Source organism: Enterococcus sp. HMSC072F02, from assembly GCF_001837725.1.
Lineage (GTDB): Bacteria > Bacillota > Bacilli > Lactobacillales > Enterococcaceae > Enterococcus_B > Enterococcus_B lactis.
In genome coordinates this window covers 122,983-138,982 of record NZ_KV833968.1, presented here as the reverse complement: position 1 = coordinate 138,982, position 16,000 = coordinate 122,983, and the positions used below count along the sequence as shown (strand labels likewise).

General features: G+C 36.8%; 14 protein-coding genes and 1 pseudogene. 11 read left to right on the top strand and 4 right to left on the bottom strand.

Features of this window, described 5'->3' with window-relative positions; genetic code table 11:
• Positions 1 to 50: 50 nt before the first annotated feature.
• A complete protein-coding gene (locus HMPREF2731_RS10930) occupies positions 51 to 1,442 on the bottom strand; it encodes an AcpB/EbpR/MafR family transcriptional regulator (RefSeq protein WP_070873041.1) in 1,392 nt (463 codons plus the stop codon).
• 256 nt (positions 1,443 to 1,698) lie between these two features.
• Here HMPREF2731_RS10930 and HMPREF2731_RS10925 point away from each other — a divergent pair.
• Both HMPREF2731_RS10925 and HMPREF2731_RS10920 read left to right on the top strand, forming a co-directional pair.
• Positions 1,699 to 2,739, top strand: a pseudogene (locus HMPREF2731_RS10925) (VWA domain-containing protein); the annotation flags it as partial.
• Between the two features lie 38 nt (positions 2,740 to 2,777).
• Positions 2,778 to 3,458 (top strand): IS6 family transposase, encoded by a 681-nt coding sequence (locus HMPREF2731_RS10920; RefSeq protein ID WP_005875647.1) that lies wholly within the window; start codon positions 2,778 to 2,780, stop codon positions 3,456 to 3,458.
• Positions 3,459 to 3,541: 83 nt separating this feature from the next.
• On the opposite strand, the gene HMPREF2731_RS10915 is transcribed toward HMPREF2731_RS10920, so the two are convergent.
• A complete protein-coding gene (locus tag HMPREF2731_RS10915) occupies positions 3,542 to 4,417 on the bottom strand; it encodes a MurR/RpiR family transcriptional regulator (protein WP_002309266.1) in 876 nt (291 codons plus the stop codon).
• Positions 4,418 to 4,623: 206 nt separating this feature from the next.
• Here HMPREF2731_RS10915 and HMPREF2731_RS10910 point away from each other — a divergent pair, with 206 nt between their 5' ends.
• The 5 genes from HMPREF2731_RS10910 to HMPREF2731_RS10890 all read left to right on the top strand — a co-directional run bounded on the left by HMPREF2731_RS10910 (position 4,624) and on the right by HMPREF2731_RS10890 (position 9,920).
• Complete coding sequence (locus HMPREF2731_RS10910; protein WP_070872954.1) at positions 4,624 to 5,655, top strand: Gfo/Idh/MocA family oxidoreductase; 1,032 nt, start codon at positions 4,624 to 4,626, stop codon at positions 5,653 to 5,655.
• A gap of 96 nt (positions 5,656 to 5,751) precedes the next feature.
• Positions 5,752 to 6,057, top strand: a complete 306-nt coding sequence (locus HMPREF2731_RS10905) for a hypothetical protein (RefSeq protein WP_002313766.1) — start codon at positions 5,752 to 5,754, stop codon at positions 6,055 to 6,057.
• A gap of 162 nt (positions 6,058 to 6,219) precedes the next feature.
• Entirely contained in the window at positions 6,220 to 8,235 is a 2,016-nt protein-coding gene (locus HMPREF2731_RS10900; protein WP_070872952.1) for a BglG family transcription antiterminator, read from the top strand.
• Position 8,236: 1 nt separating this feature from the next.
• Positions 8,237 to 8,521: a PTS sugar transporter subunit IIB gene (locus tag HMPREF2731_RS10895; RefSeq protein ID WP_070872950.1), complete on the top strand. Its 285-nt coding sequence runs from the start codon at positions 8,237 to 8,239 to the stop codon at positions 8,519 to 8,521.
• Between the two features lie 25 nt (positions 8,522 to 8,546).
• Positions 8,547 to 9,920: a PTS ascorbate transporter subunit IIC gene (locus HMPREF2731_RS10890; protein WP_002313768.1), complete on the top strand. Its 1,374-nt coding sequence runs from the start codon at positions 8,547 to 8,549 to the stop codon at positions 9,918 to 9,920.
• 82 nt (positions 9,921 to 10,002) lie between these two features.
• On the opposite strand, the gene HMPREF2731_RS10885 is transcribed toward HMPREF2731_RS10890, so the two are convergent.
• Together HMPREF2731_RS10885 and HMPREF2731_RS10880 are read right to left on the bottom strand one after the other, a co-directional pair.
• A complete protein-coding gene (locus HMPREF2731_RS10885; RefSeq protein WP_070872948.1) occupies positions 10,003 to 12,018 on the bottom strand; it encodes an alpha-L-rhamnosidase-related protein in 2,016 nt (671 codons plus the stop codon).
• Positions 12,019 to 12,039: 21 nt separating this feature from the next.
• On the bottom strand, positions 12,040 to 13,254 hold the full coding sequence (locus tag HMPREF2731_RS10880; protein WP_176747860.1) for an MFS transporter: 1,215 nt from the start codon (positions 13,252 to 13,254) through the stop codon (positions 12,040 to 12,042).
• 220 nt (positions 13,255 to 13,474) lie between these two features.
• Here HMPREF2731_RS10880 and HMPREF2731_RS10875 point away from each other — a divergent pair, with 220 nt between their 5' ends.
• The 4 genes from HMPREF2731_RS10875 (at position 13,475) to HMPREF2731_RS10860 (ending at position 15,894) form a co-directional block, all read left to right on the top strand.
• A complete protein-coding gene (locus HMPREF2731_RS10875; RefSeq protein WP_070873039.1) occupies positions 13,475 to 14,419 on the top strand; it encodes an AraC family transcriptional regulator in 945 nt (314 codons plus the stop codon).
• A 564-nt stretch (positions 14,420 to 14,983) separates the two neighbouring features.
• Positions 14,984 to 15,223: a hypothetical protein gene (locus HMPREF2731_RS10870; RefSeq protein WP_002320046.1), complete on the top strand. Its 240-nt coding sequence runs from the start codon at positions 14,984 to 14,986 to the stop codon at positions 15,221 to 15,223.
• Positions 15,224 to 15,293: 70 nt separating this feature from the next.
• Positions 15,294 to 15,626: a hypothetical protein gene (locus tag HMPREF2731_RS10865; RefSeq protein WP_002309277.1), complete on the top strand. Its 333-nt coding sequence runs from the start codon at positions 15,294 to 15,296 to the stop codon at positions 15,624 to 15,626.
• Positions 15,627 to 15,651: 25 nt separating this feature from the next.
• A complete protein-coding gene (locus HMPREF2731_RS10860; protein ID WP_002309278.1) occupies positions 15,652 to 15,894 on the top strand; it encodes a hypothetical protein in 243 nt (80 codons plus the stop codon).
• Positions 15,895 to 16,000: the final 106 nt, after the last annotated feature.

Below are 16,000 nucleotides of genomic sequence, written 5' to 3'. Positions count from 1 at the left end.
CTGATATTTTTATCAGGATAGTAGAGTATACATAGCTGTTTTTTGATTGTTTATAGTTCAAATAAGCGGATCAGTTCTTCTTCATTTGCGAATGACACACTATCATCAATCAACATATAAGGAACATGGGTATTCGGAATTGGTTGATTCGTGACGATCAGGTCATACTCAAGAAGATTGTACTTCGAAAGTTGATCTTCAGTGATAGCAGTTGTTTCAGAGTGAATCTTATGCACAGCAAGAACATCACTGACATATTTTTCAATGTATCGACTATGTCGAAGACTTAAATCACTGACGATTAGTATTTTTTTATCTGAAGTATAATGGTGTATTTCAGGATTACCGATAAGCATCCAAAATATATAGCTAGATAAATAACAAATCAAATTTCGATTCAGTAGGGTGGAATAAAATTGAAGTTCTGCACGAAATCCAGCATATAGACGTATATGGCGATGTTGCATCTGTTCTGCAAAGTAAGTGGCGCGAATCGTCAAATGAGTCGTGTCGTATGGGAAGATACGTGAGAAAAAATAAATTTGAGTTAAGAGTCGAACAACAAATTCTTCGTTTTTTTCTTTGCAATCAGCAGATGAAAATGAACAGTAGGATATATTTCTTCGTATTTGTTCACTGATTTCATTTTTTTCTTTCTCCGAAAATTCCGAAAAAATCGTATTGACAAAATAGTTCACTACTTTTATATAGCTGCTGTACTTCAATTTCCCTAAAAGATTTTTCAAGATCAAAAAGTCTTTTTTATCGATATTTATCAACTGTACATAAGAGTCTCCAGCTTTCCATTCGAATGAATTTCCTTGTGATTCCCGCATAAGATGCACAACAAAATACATAATAAAGAAAGATTGCTCATAAGGACTTTCTTCCTGAAACAAATTCAACTGACAATTATTCTTGACCATAATTTCTTTGATCTTCTTTTTTTCGATTGGAAATGGCAACGTGCGTCTTCCGTAGTAACTTAAAAAGAAAAAGGTGACAAAGATACGCAGCTGGAGCTCACTTTTCAGGCTAGTCAACTGAAACCCTTGATCGACGATTACTTTTAATAAATAGCTTTCTAAAATTTGATTGCATTGTTTCAACTTACGCGTAAAAGAAGAACGACTAATCGAGATTTTTTCACAATAATACTCGATCGTTTTGCCCGGATTGACAATGATTTCATTTAATAGACGACTATTTGTAGAACTTTGTGAGATTTCCATCAGAACATTTAAATAAGCTGGTACATTCAAATGTTCAAGACGATACCCCAATTTTTGTGAAGATTGAATCGTTATATCCGTTCCCCAGCGGATTTTGATCTCTTCGATATACCTTACAAATGTAGATTCTGAACTACCAATTCGTTTGGCAAGTTCTTTTTTAGTCATCCACTTGTCAGAAATGGACAGAATTCGAATGATTTTTTCCATCTTTCTATAGTTTCCTTCCAACAACCTGATCATATGTTTTTCTCCCTCAACCCTTTTCTTTCAATGAAACGCTCAATAATCGAAGGAATCAACTTCATAAATGAAACCAATTGGTATGAAAATTGGTGTGATTCCCTTTAGCGCCCTTCGTATAATAATTATCATATTAAAATAAATAAAATTATGTAACGCCTGTTTATTTTAATAATTTTCACTATTCACGTCAAAACAGAAAAAAAGAAAAAGGAGGGGAAAAATGACGACCACAGGGAAGAAGCTGAAAGTTGTTTTTGTGCTGATATTATTGAGTTTATCGAACATCCTGCCTGTAACTGCAATAGCAGAAGCTGCAGATAATCCAACAATGTTAGAAATCATTTCAGCTGAAATCACTTCAGATCAATCTGGGAAAAAAGCACTGAACGTCAAACTAAATGCGAATAACAACAGTACAAAAAAGGTAGAGAAGGAAATTGGTCTAGTTGAGAATTACTTAAGTGATGTGGAAAGAAAGGAAGGAGATGGCTATGCTTATCAGGTAAAAAGCGGGAAAACCATGCTGGAAATCTCACCAAATACTAAACAAACGATCAATCTAAGTCTTCCAATCGATCCAACACTTTATCATAGCCAGACAAATAAGCTGATCGTCGATAATAAAGAGTATGACATTACTGATGCGAAAGAACACAAGAAAGAGACAGAAGTGTCAACATCAAATACAGACGAAACAAAAGAAGGAGTATCAGAAGAAAATGAAAATTCTGTCAGCCCCTTTACATTGCCTAGATTGTCTTTGCCGGCTGTGACTGTTTCAACTAACCAGACGATTTCTACAGAGTATACGACAGATGATCAAGGCACTTATCCTAAAGCCAATTGGCAACCTACAGGAAATACAAATGTTCTTGATCACCAAGGTAATAAAAATGGATCAAATCAATGGGATGGGATAAATTCTTGGGATGGAGATCCTAATGATCGGACTCATTCGTATATCGAATACGGGGGAACAGGCAATCAAGCAGACTATGCGATACGTAAGTTTGCAAAGGAGACAACTACACCTGGATTATTTGATGTTTATTTGAATGCCCGTGGAAATGTACAAAAAGATATCACACCTCTTGATCTCGTATTGGTCGTAGACTGGTCAGGAAGTATGAACGACAATGATCGGATCGGTGAAGTAAAAATCGGTGTCGATCGTTTTGTCGATACTTTAGCAGATAGCGGTATCACAGACAAAATCAATATGGGGTTCTGTTGCAAAGTTTTTCAATCAAGATCTTTTAGTGTAAAATCTAACTAAAATGACCCGGGAGGAACGAAGATATGAACCCTTTTAAAGGAAAACAATTCCAAGAAGACGTGATTATTGTGGCTGTCGGTTATTATCTTCGCTATAACCTCAGTTATCGTGAAGTTCAAGAAATTCTCTATGATCGTGGCATTGAGGTCTGTCATACAACCATTTACCGTTGGGTTCAGGAATACGGAAAGTTACTTTATCAGATCTGGAAAAAGAAAAACAAGCAGTCTTTTTATTCATGGAAGATGGACGAAACCTATATCAAAATTAAAGGTAAGTGGCATTATCTGTATCGAGCCATCGATGCAGATGGCTTAACCTTAGATATCTGGTTACGAAAAAAACGCAATACACAAGCTGCGTATGCGTTCTTAAAGAGACTGTTCAACCATTTTGGAGAACCAAAGGTTCTCGTTACTGATAAAGCACCGTCGATTTCCTGTGCCTTCAAAAAGTTGCAGAATCATGGGTTTTATCAACATACAGAACATCGAACCGTAAAATATTTAAACAATTTGATTGAACAAGATCATCGACCGATCAAGCGTAGAAATAAATTCTATCGAAGCTTACGTACCGCTGCGACCACGATCAAAGGGATGGAAACCATTCGAGGACTATATAAGAAAAGCCGAAAAGAAGGGTCCCTTTTTGGTTTTTCAGTGTGTCTTGAAATCAAAGGATTACTAGGCATCCCGGCTTGATCGATAGTAAGCTTAAGGAAATTATCTTTAGCTAGAGACGCTTTGCAACAGAACCTTTATAACGATATCAAAGAAAGCTTATCTCAATTTTTCCGATATTCTTTAAGAAGGCCTTTTTGCATCAATTCTTGTTTGTTTTTCAAGTTGCGGATATTCTCTTCAAAATTTTGAGAATATATCACTGAGAATAACGTATTTAATACGTAATCGAAGGCAATTTGAGAGGAGAAAGTCGCTACTTTAGCAAAATCATATTCCTCCTGCGATATAACAAGACACATATCAGCCTGTTTGGCCATTTCTGAATGCTGATTTCCGGTAATCAATAATGTTGGAGCTCCTACATGCTTTAGATAGGTCATTATCCGTTCATAATGATGAATACGACCGCTGTAGCTAATAAAAACTGCGCAATCCTCACTAGTCAAATTGGCTGCATTCCAAGAAGAATCGCTATATTCTTCGGCCAAGATCAAAAATTTATTCAACTTGACCATTTTATTCTGGAACTTCCTTGCCGTGATTTGGGAATCACCTTTTGCAAAAAGAAAAATTCGCTGTGCGTTGTTCAATACTTTACTGATGTTTTCCAAATCTTGATGCTCGATCTGCAATTGCGCTTTTTTTATTGACTGGATCGACAAATCTGCCATTTTCTTTGCAATTTGCTGTGTGTTATCTTCACTTGAAAAAGGAAAATTAGGATCAATCGTTTGATTAAACTGGGCAATCAATTGATGAACTTCCCGTCCTAGTTCGAAACGAAATTCTTTAAATCCGCTGAAGCCCATTTTTTTGCATAAACGAATGATAGCTGAATGGGAAGTATACGTAGCTTTTGCTAATTCTTCAATCGTCATGTAAACTGTGGCTTCGATATTCCTCCGAATATAATCAGCGATCCGTTTCTCTGTCGTGGTAAACAACTCTTGTTTGGTTAATTTTTCTTCAATAAGCATGATCTGACCTCCAAATTCTATCTTACTGATAAATGCTTGGTTCCGCCACTCTCTTTTTGATTTTTTACCTTACTTTGAACATAAATTTCACCAAACCAAATGATAACAAATGTTTTTCTGAACTTTTTTGCCAGAATAGCTATTATAGACACCTTCTATATTTTTCTAAGATATACTGAAAACAACAATAAAAGGAGGCACAAATCATGCTTACAATCGCTTATCTCGGCAATGGAAAGAGTACAAATCGCTATCATTTGCCATTTTCAAGAAAACTTACGGACAAAATCAATATCAAAAAAATTTTTTCCCCATCTAAACCAGTGTGGGAAACATTTGAAGACATCGAATATACCGATCAGTTGTCTGATCTTTGGAATGATCCTGAGATCCAATTAGTTGTCATTACTACACCAAGTCAATTTCATTATGAATATGGAAAAATGGCACTTGAACATGGAAAGAATGTATTGGTAGAAAAACCTTTTGCAGAAACCTCAAAGGAAGCAGAAGAGTTATTTGCATTAGCAAAAGAAAAAGGGCTATTTATCCAATGTTACCAAAACAGACGGTTCGATTCTGACTTCTTGACAGTCCAAAAAGTAATCGAAAGCGGGAAATTAGGGGATATTTTAGAAGTAGAAATGCATTACGATTATTTCAGACCGGAAGTACCAGAAAATACACATGAATTTTCTACTGCAAACAGCTATTTATATGGACATGCTTGTCATACAGTAGACCAAGTTCTTTCTTATTTCGACGAACCAGATGATATCCTCTATGATGTTCGTCAACTATTAGGGAAAGGACGAATGAATGATTACTTCGATTTGGACTTTTTCTACGGAAACATGAAAATTTCGATAAAATCCAGTTATTTCCGTATAAAAGAACGTCCAAGTTTCGTCGTTTATGGAAAAAAGGGGATGTTCGTGAAACAAACGAAAGATCGGCAAGAAGAACATCTTAAAATGTTTTATATGCCTGATCATGAAGACTTTGGGATCGACTTGCCCGAACACTACGGTGTATTGACTTATATAGATGAACAAGGGGATTATCATGAAGAAAAAGTGATTTCCGAGGTCGGTGATTATAGTCGCGTCTACGAAGGCATTTACGAGACATTAGTCAATGGCGCTGAAAAAGTCATTAAAGATGAAGAAACAATCTTACAGATGAAAATTTTGGAAGAAGGAATCAAAGACATTCAAGAATCAGAAAATAAAAGATGAAAACATGACATATTTGTAAGAATCGGGTTTGTTTTTTGACGCACAAACTGTCTTATTGTACGATGAAAAAGTATAGAATTACTAGGAGGAACCAATATGACAAATTATGATGGTGAAAAACACAAACGATTAAGAGGTTCAATGGCCCCTAAAACGGAAGATGAAGTAGCTTTAGCAGGTACTAATTCTGGTGAAACAGAAGATAAAGAAGAATCATTAGCTGGTACAAACTCCGGTGAAACAGAAAACAAAGAAACAGCTTTATCTGGTTCAAATTCCGTAGAAGAAGAATCAGAATCTAACGAACCTAATCACCTCGAAAAAGATATCGAAAAAGCGGTTGAAGAGGTCAAAGAAAAATTTGAAGAACTGACTTCAAAAAATAAACACGATCATCATTAATTCATAAAAGCAGGGAGCCATTTGGTCACCTGCTTTTTTTATGTAACTCGATAGAGGTCGTTTAGTACAGTCGTAAAAAAAATCTAACTGTAAGTTGTACCAAACAATCCTCGCTTTAAAAGCGGTATCATACTAGAATACAAATAGGAGGTGAACAGCGCTGTGAATTACAAAATTAGTTATCTCCTGAAAACACCCAGAGAAATCAGTCTAGAAAAAGCAGCCGAGATCATCGAAGTAAATATAGACGAGGCAATTAACCAACTAGCTCCCTTTGCCGAATATATGGATGAGACCCATATCCGTCTGAAAAAATTTCGAGCGATCGACTGGGCAGAAAAATACGTGAATATCACTCGCTTTGAAGCGGTGTACACCGAACAAGAGCGTAGAGATCTTCTTTATTTGATGGTCTATTCGAATACCATACCTATTTCTGTATTTCATTTTCAAGACTTTCTTCAGGTTTCTAAAGGAACAGTCCTATCGGATATCAAAAAAGTAAGAAAGGAATTAGAAGGGGAAGAATGTCAGCTGACATATACTAGAAAAGCAGGCTTTAGGCTACTGGGGGCAGAAGTAATATTGAGAAAGGAAGCAAAAAATCGCACCGCTCTTTTAATGCAATCGCTTGCTGGAAGATTTGGTCTCACGTATTTAAACGCAATGCTTTCTCTTGATTGTTATGCAAAAGCTAGAGATTTGTTAGATAACACAATCTCTCTATCAGATCTACGCTTTGCACCCAATCGAATGGATGAGTTAGCGTATTATTTAAGTTTGACCACTAATCGAATGGGGAAAATATCTGTAGAAAAGGTAAAAGATGCTGAACTTTTAGCTTCTCTTGCAATCAATGACATCAGTCGACATGTATTGACTGGCTTAGGCTATTCCGAACATCTAGAGTCAGAGATTCTATTTTTCTCTCTTTGCTTAGCCTCCATTGTTGAAGGAGATATCCAGGAGCCTGCGCTTGATTTTTTGCTGGAATGTTCTTCAGAAGTCATCCATCGCATGGAATTCCTGATGGCCATAGAATTTGATTCATTTCGTGAATTATTGATGAATGTCTTTTATCACTTGGTACCTGCCTATTTTCGTATTTCTTATTCTTTTTACTTGCCTAATGTGATGATTGATCAAATCAAACATCAATATGCTACCATCTATGAAATGACAAGAAAAGCATTGCGTCCGATAGAAAAACGGATAGGGAAGAGCATCCCTGAAGAAGAGGTTGGTTTTTTCACTATACTATTCGGCGGAGAAATAAGAAAAGTAGATGAAGAAGAAAGAAACAGAAAAATAAGAGCCGTGATCGTCTGTCCAAGTGGCATTAGCTCTTCATTGATCTTAAAAAGCGAACTTCAGCAATTATTCCCGATGATCCTTTTTACAGAGACCAATTCAGCTGATCGCTTGCACGAGGTTGATGAAACTTCTTACGATATTGTTTTTTCTACTGTGCCTCTCACGCTTACGAATAAGAAAAAGTCACTGTATGTCCTACAACCAATCATGACTGACTTGGAAAAAAACCAGCTGATCAATCAAGTACAAAGAGATTGGCTGATACCAGGATTCTCCATGCCTTCTGCTCAAGAATTGCTAGCTGCGCTACTTCCATATATCGAATTAAAAGAAGGTGTAGATGAAGAAAAGCTCTATCAAGTCTTAAATCGTAAAATGAACAAACTTTTAGAAAAGAAGGAGGATCAACGTCCTATGCTATCTGAATTATTAACAGAAGAAATGATCCAATTATCCGATCAACCAAAAAAATGGCAAGAAGCAATCACACTTGCCGCACAGCCACTATTATTAAAGAATAAAATAGAGAAGAGTTATATCAAAGCGATGATTGAACGTGTGGAGCAGTATGGTGCGTTTATCCACATCGGCGACCACATCGCACTGCCGCATGCTCGTCCGGAAGACGGTGTAAACGAAGTAGGGATGTCTTTGCTGAAACTTCAACAACCAGTTGATCTAATCGATGATCCTGCTCATCCCATCAGCTTATTTATCTGTTTAGCCGCTATCGATAACGAGGCACATCTTCGAGCGTTGGCAAATTTAACCAAGCTGCTTTCTAATAAACAAAATCTTCAACAGCTATTACAAGCCTCAACAAAAGAAGAAATACTAGCAATCATAAAAAAGGGAGACGAATAACATGAAAATTTTTGCAGTGTGTCAAAGTGGATTAGGAACAAGTTTTATGGTAGAGATGAACATCAAACAAGCTCTTGCAGATCTTGGAGCAGATGTGGACGATTTCGAAGTAAGTCATACGGATGTTGGGAGTGTATCTAGCGATATGGCGGATTATTTCTTCATTGAACATTCTTTGAAAGATACACTTACTTCTATACCGGATGAAAAACTCGTGCCGTTGCAATCGATCATCGATAGTGATGAAGTAAAAGTAAAAGTAGAACAGATTTTGTCAAAAGAATAAAAATGATTCAAGGGAGGAAATATCAATGGATAAATTGTTGAATTTGTTTGTTTCAATCGTCAGTCAGCCCTCCATCCTCGTTTCTCTGATTGCACTGCTTGGGCTTGTTCTGCAAAAAAAGAAATTTTCAGAAGTGATCCAAGGAACCATTAAAACATTTGTCGGGTTCTTAGTATTGATTGGCGGTGCTGGGCTGATCAGTAATTCATTAACCCCTTTCGCTTCGATGTTCCAAACGGCTCTGCATACCCAAGGTGTAGTTCCAAGTAATGAAGCAGTAGTGGCGATTGCTTTACAACAATTCGGGACACCTACTGCCTTGATCATGCTAGTAGGGATGATCGTGAATATTCTACTTGCTCGATTCACAAGATATAAATTTATTTTTCTTACAGGTCAAGCGATGCTTTATGTTTCTTGTCTGACAGCAGTCATTTTAGTAAGCGCTGGATTTACTGCAAACGTGTGGATGATCTTATTAGGAGGGATTTTTGAAGGAACACTATTAACTATTACGCCCGCACTTTGTCAACCATTCATGAAAAACATTACTGGGAACAACCAAGTTGCGCTAGGACATACCGGCAATATCGGTTACGCGTCTAGCGGGTGGATCGGTAAGTTCTTTGGAAATAAAGACCGCTCTACGGAGGACATAAAGATTCCTAAAAGTTTCAGTTTTTTGCGAGATTCTACTGTATCGATCATGCTCTTGATGTCAATCGTATATGTCGCACTTGCCTTATTAGCAGGTCCTGGATTTGTTGAAAGAGAATTAAGCAATGGAGATAATGCTGTAATCTTTGCATTGATCCAAGCTGGAACATTTACAGCAGGGTTTGTTATCGTCCTTCAAGGGGTTCGGATGGTGTTGGCAGAAATCGTTCCAGCATTCCAAGGAATCGCTAAAAAACTTGTACCTGATTCTAAACCAGCGTTAGATGTCCCTATCGTTTTTCCATATGCACCTAATGCTGTATTGATTGGCTTTTTTGTCAGCTTCTTTGTAGGAACACTATCGATGTTTGCCATGATAGGCTTACAGACTACAGTTATCATCCCTGGAGTAGTTGGCCATTTCTTCTGCGGAGCTGCTTCTGGTGTTTTCGGCAACTCGACTGGCGGTAGAAGAGGGGCGGTATTAGGTTCTGCTTTCAATAGCTTATTGATTAGTTGGTTGCCATTATTTATCCTTCCGGTATTAGGAGATCTTAAAATCGCTTCTTCTACATTTGCCGATACTGATTATCTAGTACCAGGACTTGTACTTGGGAAACTAGGAGAATACGGTCAAATGGCATTGACAGTCGGAATCATCGCTTTCTTTTTACTTGTCGTATTATCTAGCTTTCTTTTTGCCGGAAAAAGAACAAACATTGTTTCTAAAGAACAGAATTAAGCAAGTTTCAAAATAAAAACTGCTTGGACAATATCAGAAGACGATCGAATGTTTTCTGATATGTCGCAAGCAGTTTTTTGTTTTATGCATTTATTATTGAATGGCTTGTTAAGACAAGTGGCTGTTTTGCTAGAAGAGGATAACTTTTACCATTCATTTTCACTGTTCCGCCTGTTCTATCAGAAGTAATCACGATCTTATCTTCTGTTTTTTCCAGCGAAATCATTCCATCTTTGATAGGTAGCGTACAATTCAGTGTTTCAAATGAATCTAGATTAGGTTGTATCATAAATTCTTCATAACCTGGCTTTGTTGGATACAAACCGATAAAATAGCGTCCTAAAAGATAGATTGGGCTTGCTCCCCATGCGTGGCATAAGCTTTTTCCATAAGGATCTCCGTACATACTGTACTTTTCATTTCCTGTTTGAGTAGGGTCGTATTCTTCCCAGAAAGTTACCGCATCATGAGATAACATCCCTCCCCAATAATCAAGAATCGTTTGGTAGACGATTTCCGTCTGTCCGAGTTTGCATAAGGCATCTTGTTCATAGAATTTAAAATAGGGTGTAGTAATCTGTGTGATAGTATCATTCAATAAGACATTCTTTAAAATCGATTGCTGTTGTTCTTTGTTAGCAAAATCGAATAAAACAGCGAAAATATTCGCATGACGCGTCACATTTCTTTTCCCAGATTCATAGCAATCGATAAAAGCGCCAAGTTCTTCATCCCAAAAGTAGTCAAATAGGTTTTGTTTCAATACCTGATATTTTTCTTGATAGAGATCAGTAGGATAAATTTCAGCCTCTCCATATGTTTCAGCTAAGATATCTCCGCAAGTGATCATAGAGTGGTAGGCTTTCAGTAATAGGACTTGTTCTGCAGCAAGCGTTCCTTCTTTATCCATTTCAGACCAATCAATAAAGATCCAATCTTTTTCTCTTCCATAAATAAACCCTAATTCATTCGTTTGTTCCATCAAGTACCTCATCAAGGATTGCATCTTAGGATAGACAATGCGTAAAAATTCGCGGTCTTTCGTCATCATATAGTGGTTTTCGATGCCAATCAGCCATAAGATCGAATAGTCGACAATCGTATTCATATGTTGCTTGATTTCATTTTGTCCTCTTAATGCGAATATCGTTCGCTTATTGATTTCCTCGTCAAAGAAAAGATATTGATTGATCATGAATGATTGATACGCATCTCCAGACCAAATCCAGCGATCTCGTTTGATACCGTCGATAAAAAACAAATCACTACATAACTTGAAAGTTTCTTCTGATACTGACCAGATCTGATCCAATAAAGAAGAATCGCTTGAAAAAGTAGCTTGTTTCGAAAGAGATAAAAATTCATGAAAAACTTGAAGTTGAACCATTCCAGTAGAAACCTCTGGTATAAACAAATAGCGAAAAGCGCGTTTACGAGCTTTCATTTTTCTTGTCATTCCAATTTGTTTATAGTAACAATACTCGATATCCATAGCTTCTACATCGGACTCTCCATAACATAGAGTGATGGATTCGATAGGATCGTCCAGAGACATTAGTTCTACACAGCCATTCACTGCTCGTCCAAAATCGAATAAGACTCCTCCATTAACTTCCCTTTCAGTAACTGGATGGACACATTCTTTTTGATAATAGATTTGATTTGGATCTTTAGCGATATCGACATAGAGTGGACTCCAACCAGCTGGGTATTCTTCAATAAAGTTGCTTGCTGTCCAGCCGATATCTGATTTTATTTCATCTCCCTCGATAAACATCGCTGGTAGCCCAGATGTATGTCCAACGAAGATCCGGATTTTTACTTTGCCAGCCGGACAAGTCAGCCATTTTCCAGATGGATGCTTTTCCCCATTAATTTCTACGTACCCAACTCCTTGGATCGTCACTTTGAACATGGAAGGATGATCAAGAAAGTAATATCTCTTAAACTTGACGTTCCGATGACAATCATCCATGTACCAGTACGCCGGCCAGTCGAAACCTCGTTCTTCTCGTTGGAAATTTTGTAGCAGTCCATGGCGGATCTCAAAGTCTCCAGGATACCAAAGCCATCTATTTTGTGATTTTTCATTTGTCATTTTGCGCGACCTCCATCAAAATTATTTTGTTGTCAATTGTTCTTTTATTTCTTCATCTACTCTTATTACTGACTTTCTATTCGTCCTGTATACCACTAGAACGCTAACAAGCGCGCTAATCAACAGCAAGATACTGCCATTAACGAAAACAGCAAGTGTCTTACTTCCAAGAGAAACAAAAGAGAGGAAAAGCAAACCATATGGTGCAATGAAAGTGCCTAAATTAGCGCCAACTAGTAAGATCGAGGTATTGAAATTCTCCGCATGCTTAGGCGCTTGGATACTCACTTGGTTGAATAAATAAGGAATGAATAACGAAAAAGATATCCCAGTTAAAATCGCGCCAAATCCAATCACATACAGATTCATGGCACTGGCAATCAATACAAAGCCAATACCCATCAGTAGTAAAGAAAGAGTAAGCATATAACGATATGCTTTTACCTGAAGCCAGCCAAAACAAACTCCGGCGGCCATACTTGCCAACTGCATGATGGTCAAGATATTCGCTGCATTGGTTTCGTCTCCTAGAGAATAGGTCGTCAAGACTGTGGCTAATTTGATTGAGACAGCGTTATATATCACGATGATCAGTAAGAGAAAAATACCATAACTAATCATTTGGGGATTTGTTTTGATTACTTGTCTTGCTGAAGCTGTGCCTTGTACTTGAATCTTAGTTGTTTCAGGTCTAGGAACAAACAAAACAAACAAGATTAAAATAGGTAAGCTGATGGCGTAGACTAAAAAAGTATATTGCCAGCCGAACTGTACTAGTTGTCCTGCAACAAATGTCATTAGAGCTGCACCAAATCCCTGAAATGCACTTTGAAAACCAATCATAGATGCACGTTCATCTCCGTGATAAAAGGCAGCAATCATGCTGACTGCCAAAGAATTGATCAATCCGAAGCCAATGCCTAGCCCAGCTCGTGAAGCTAAGACGATACTGTAACTTTGCGAGAAGAGGGGGAGGACACCACAAATCGATACAATCACTAACCCGATGATCACAGTCTGTTTTTGTCCGATTCTCCTAGCAATAAAACTACTAAACAAAACGAAAATAGTGACCATAAAAGATGGAGCAGTCGTTAATAATTCAACAGCAGATAAAGAACGCGTGGCATAAGTAGCTGACATACTGGGAATCGCTGATGTGACCGCACCAGCAGAAGTCAAAATAAGAGAGACTGACAGTAGAGAAAATTTCATCATTTTTTTATTCATACACATATTCCTTTCACTTTTTGTAAGCGCTTATCAAAAATATAGTATGAAGTAGCTCTTCACTCAATAGCGGAACCACAGGAAATTCATGTCCCAACCATAGAAAGTCTTTGTGAAACCCAAAATAGCTTTGCATATAATTGCAGTACAGCGTAAACTAATAAGCGAAAGAAACTGCTTACAAGAAGGAGGAAGTCAATTGGAACTAGCTGAATTAGACACTTTTTTGCGTAATGAAGAATCAATCGAAACTCTGCAGCGTGAACAAGGAAAGAATGTCAATGACTTAAACTTAGCTTATCATCTTCAGACACCACCAAAAATCCACCGAGGAGATTTATTTCAAAACGGAAATATTCATATCAGTAAACACCGTCGATATGCGGAAGTTCCTGAGCATACACATGATTTTGTTGAGATCAATTATATGTATAGCGGAAGATGTTCACAGGTCATCAATGGGGAAAGGGTGGATATGGAAGAAAGTGACGTGGTAATCATTGATAAAGAAGCTACTCAAAGAATTGAATACACAGGGCAAGAGGATATTTTAATCAACATCTTATTAAAGGAAGAGACCTTATCTACAGAAATATTGAACCATTTGGCAAGCACCAATAATCTGCTTTCTTCTTTTTTGATCAATGCAGCAAAAGAAAAGGGAGAACATACGCAATTCATTCATTTTCATGGCGGAAAAGCGAGTCGTTTGACGCATTTGATTGAAAATATGCTGTTGATTTATTTTGATACATACAGTCATAAAATCCGTTCACTAAACCTATATATATCACTACTACTAATCGAATTGACTCATTTATTAGAACAGCAAACCTTTTCGTCAGCAGATGGATACGCAGAAAACGAGGTGCTTGGTATATTGGATTATATCGATAAGCATTTTACTTCTTGTACGTTAAAAGAAACAGCGGCTCATTTTGGCTACAATCCGGTCTACCTTAGTAATAAATTGAAAATGTATTTTGATGCTTCTTTTCAAGAATTGGTTCTACAAAAAAAATTTGACTTTGCATTGGAATTGATTCAAGAAACGAGTTTTTCGTTGGAAGAGATTGCTAATCGCATCGGATATAAACAAACCACTTCTTTATTCAAATTATTCAAAAAGTATTCAACATGTACGCCCAATGAATGGAGAAACCCCCGATAAGAAGAACAGTCTGACATGTAAAAAACAGATAAGACTATTCAAAGTCTTACCCGCGTATTAACTAAACTCAATCAAGAGAAGCAGGAAAAAGTTGATGGCACTATATAGGAGATAAGTTGCTATAAATAGATGTTTTAGTAGTGGCTGTTTCCACTTGTGCCTTCTCTTCATTTGATAAATACTCACTAGTAAGCATACAGTGATGATAGATACGCTGATCTTTCTAATTTGGAAGATTAGCGTCCAGAGATGGGAATCCATTATTAATTGGATACGTGGCAGAAAAAAATAGAGGACACTCAAAAAGACATACTTTATCCAAGATGAACCATTGGACTTATTCTTAATAATATTCACTCATTTCAATAGGTTAGTCAGACAGATAGGCTTTTGTTTGGTACATATCATAAGGTATATCCGATACTAGTGTACTCATTTCTTATCTTCCAATAAACATATAGAAGGAACAGTTTTTTCATAAATAAGAAAAAGCAGTTCCTTTTTTAAACTTCTTTTATTGTATCCTTTAGATAATGTGATTGAAGAAGGGAGGAGGAGATGAAAATGGTAAAGGCTTGGTTGAGTGGTTTAGCTGCTTACAGCGTTGTTGGACAAACTGATTTATTTTCTGCGTTCGCTATGTATTTGTCTAAGTATCGTTTTGTATTATTAGGTGCTCTTTTTTTCGTGATTCTATTAACTGTTTTGTTGAGCAAAAAGATGTCCGCAAGTTCAAGTACGAAGAGTAAAGCACCTAGTAATAAGGGTTTTCAGAAGCAGCAATATAAAAACTATCGTAAGTGATATTTTCTATCTCTTTAAAGAAATCAAAGGATGATACGGCAATTATTTACTATTTACAATGAGGTGAAGCATGGGAAATTTTGCATTTATCATAACTTTTTTAAGCGAATTTGCTGTCTTAGCACAAAATGAAGGAACTGGTATTTTTGCCACCTTCGTTGCTATGTATCTCATCCGATACGGATTATCCACTTTTTTTGCCGTCTATCTGTTCATTTTTATCGTCAAACAGTTCTATGAATATCTAAAAGGCACCAGTATACGAAAAAACAAACGCCGATTTAAAAGACAGTTAGCTGCATCCTATAAAATACAAAAGAAAACGATCCAAGAAAATTATGAAAAAGGATTGACTGATACGGACAAAGTAAAGAAAAACGTTTATAACAAAACAAAACTTTAGATGTGACAATGAGGGAGCAGAGCAAATGGATATAGGGATTGCAATCGTAAATGAAGGGATATTGATTTTAGGTGCGATTGGCTTTTTATTATGGTTAATTATTTTTGGCTTGGTTTTATTTTCAGTTCTAAAGCGTACAAGGAAAAAGTATAGCTTTGATAAAGGTGGAGCTAAAGTAGCTCCATTAGTGATAGCGTTAGTACTTTTAGTTGTGTTGGCAGGGTACATGGGTGTAATCGTTTATCAGTTATCTGTTGTACGTATTTAGGAATTCGTTTCCATCAAAAATTATAATAACAGCTATTATAATTAACATATTGATAAAATGAATAAACAAGACTATAATTTCCATGAAAGTAACAAATAGTTATGAA

Coding starts and splice junctions, on each gene's coding strand:
- HMPREF2731_RS10930 (WP_070873041.1), bottom strand. CDS start 1,442: ATGGAAAAAATCATTCGAATTCTGTCCATTTCTGACAAGTGGATGACT.
- HMPREF2731_RS10920 (WP_005875647.1), top strand. CDS start 2,778: ATGAACCCTTTTAAAGGAAAACAATTCCAAGAAGACGTGATTATTGTG.
- HMPREF2731_RS10915 (WP_002309266.1), bottom strand. CDS start 4,417: ATGCTTATTGAAGAAAAATTAACCAAACAAGAGTTGTTTACCACGACA.
- HMPREF2731_RS10910 (WP_070872954.1), top strand. CDS start 4,624: ATGCTTACAATCGCTTATCTCGGCAATGGAAAGAGTACAAATCGCTAT.
- HMPREF2731_RS10905 (WP_002313766.1), top strand. CDS start 5,752: ATGACAAATTATGATGGTGAAAAACACAAACGATTAAGAGGTTCAATG.
- HMPREF2731_RS10895 (WP_070872950.1), top strand. CDS start 8,237: ATGAAAATTTTTGCAGTGTGTCAAAGTGGATTAGGAACAAGTTTTATG.
- HMPREF2731_RS10890 (WP_002313768.1), top strand. CDS start 8,547: ATGGATAAATTGTTGAATTTGTTTGTTTCAATCGTCAGTCAGCCCTCC.
- HMPREF2731_RS10885 (WP_070872948.1), bottom strand. CDS start 12,018: ATGACAAATGAAAAATCACAAAATAGATGGCTTTGGTATCCTGGAGAC.
- HMPREF2731_RS10880 (WP_176747860.1), bottom strand. CDS start 13,254: ATGTGTATGAATAAAAAAATGATGAAATTTTCTCTACTGTCAGTCTCT.
- HMPREF2731_RS10870 (WP_002320046.1), top strand. CDS start 14,984: ATGGTAAAGGCTTGGTTGAGTGGTTTAGCTGCTTACAGCGTTGTTGGA.
- HMPREF2731_RS10865 (WP_002309277.1), top strand. CDS start 15,294: ATGGGAAATTTTGCATTTATCATAACTTTTTTAAGCGAATTTGCTGTC.
- HMPREF2731_RS10860 (WP_002309278.1), top strand. CDS start 15,652: ATGGATATAGGGATTGCAATCGTAAATGAAGGGATATTGATTTTAGGT.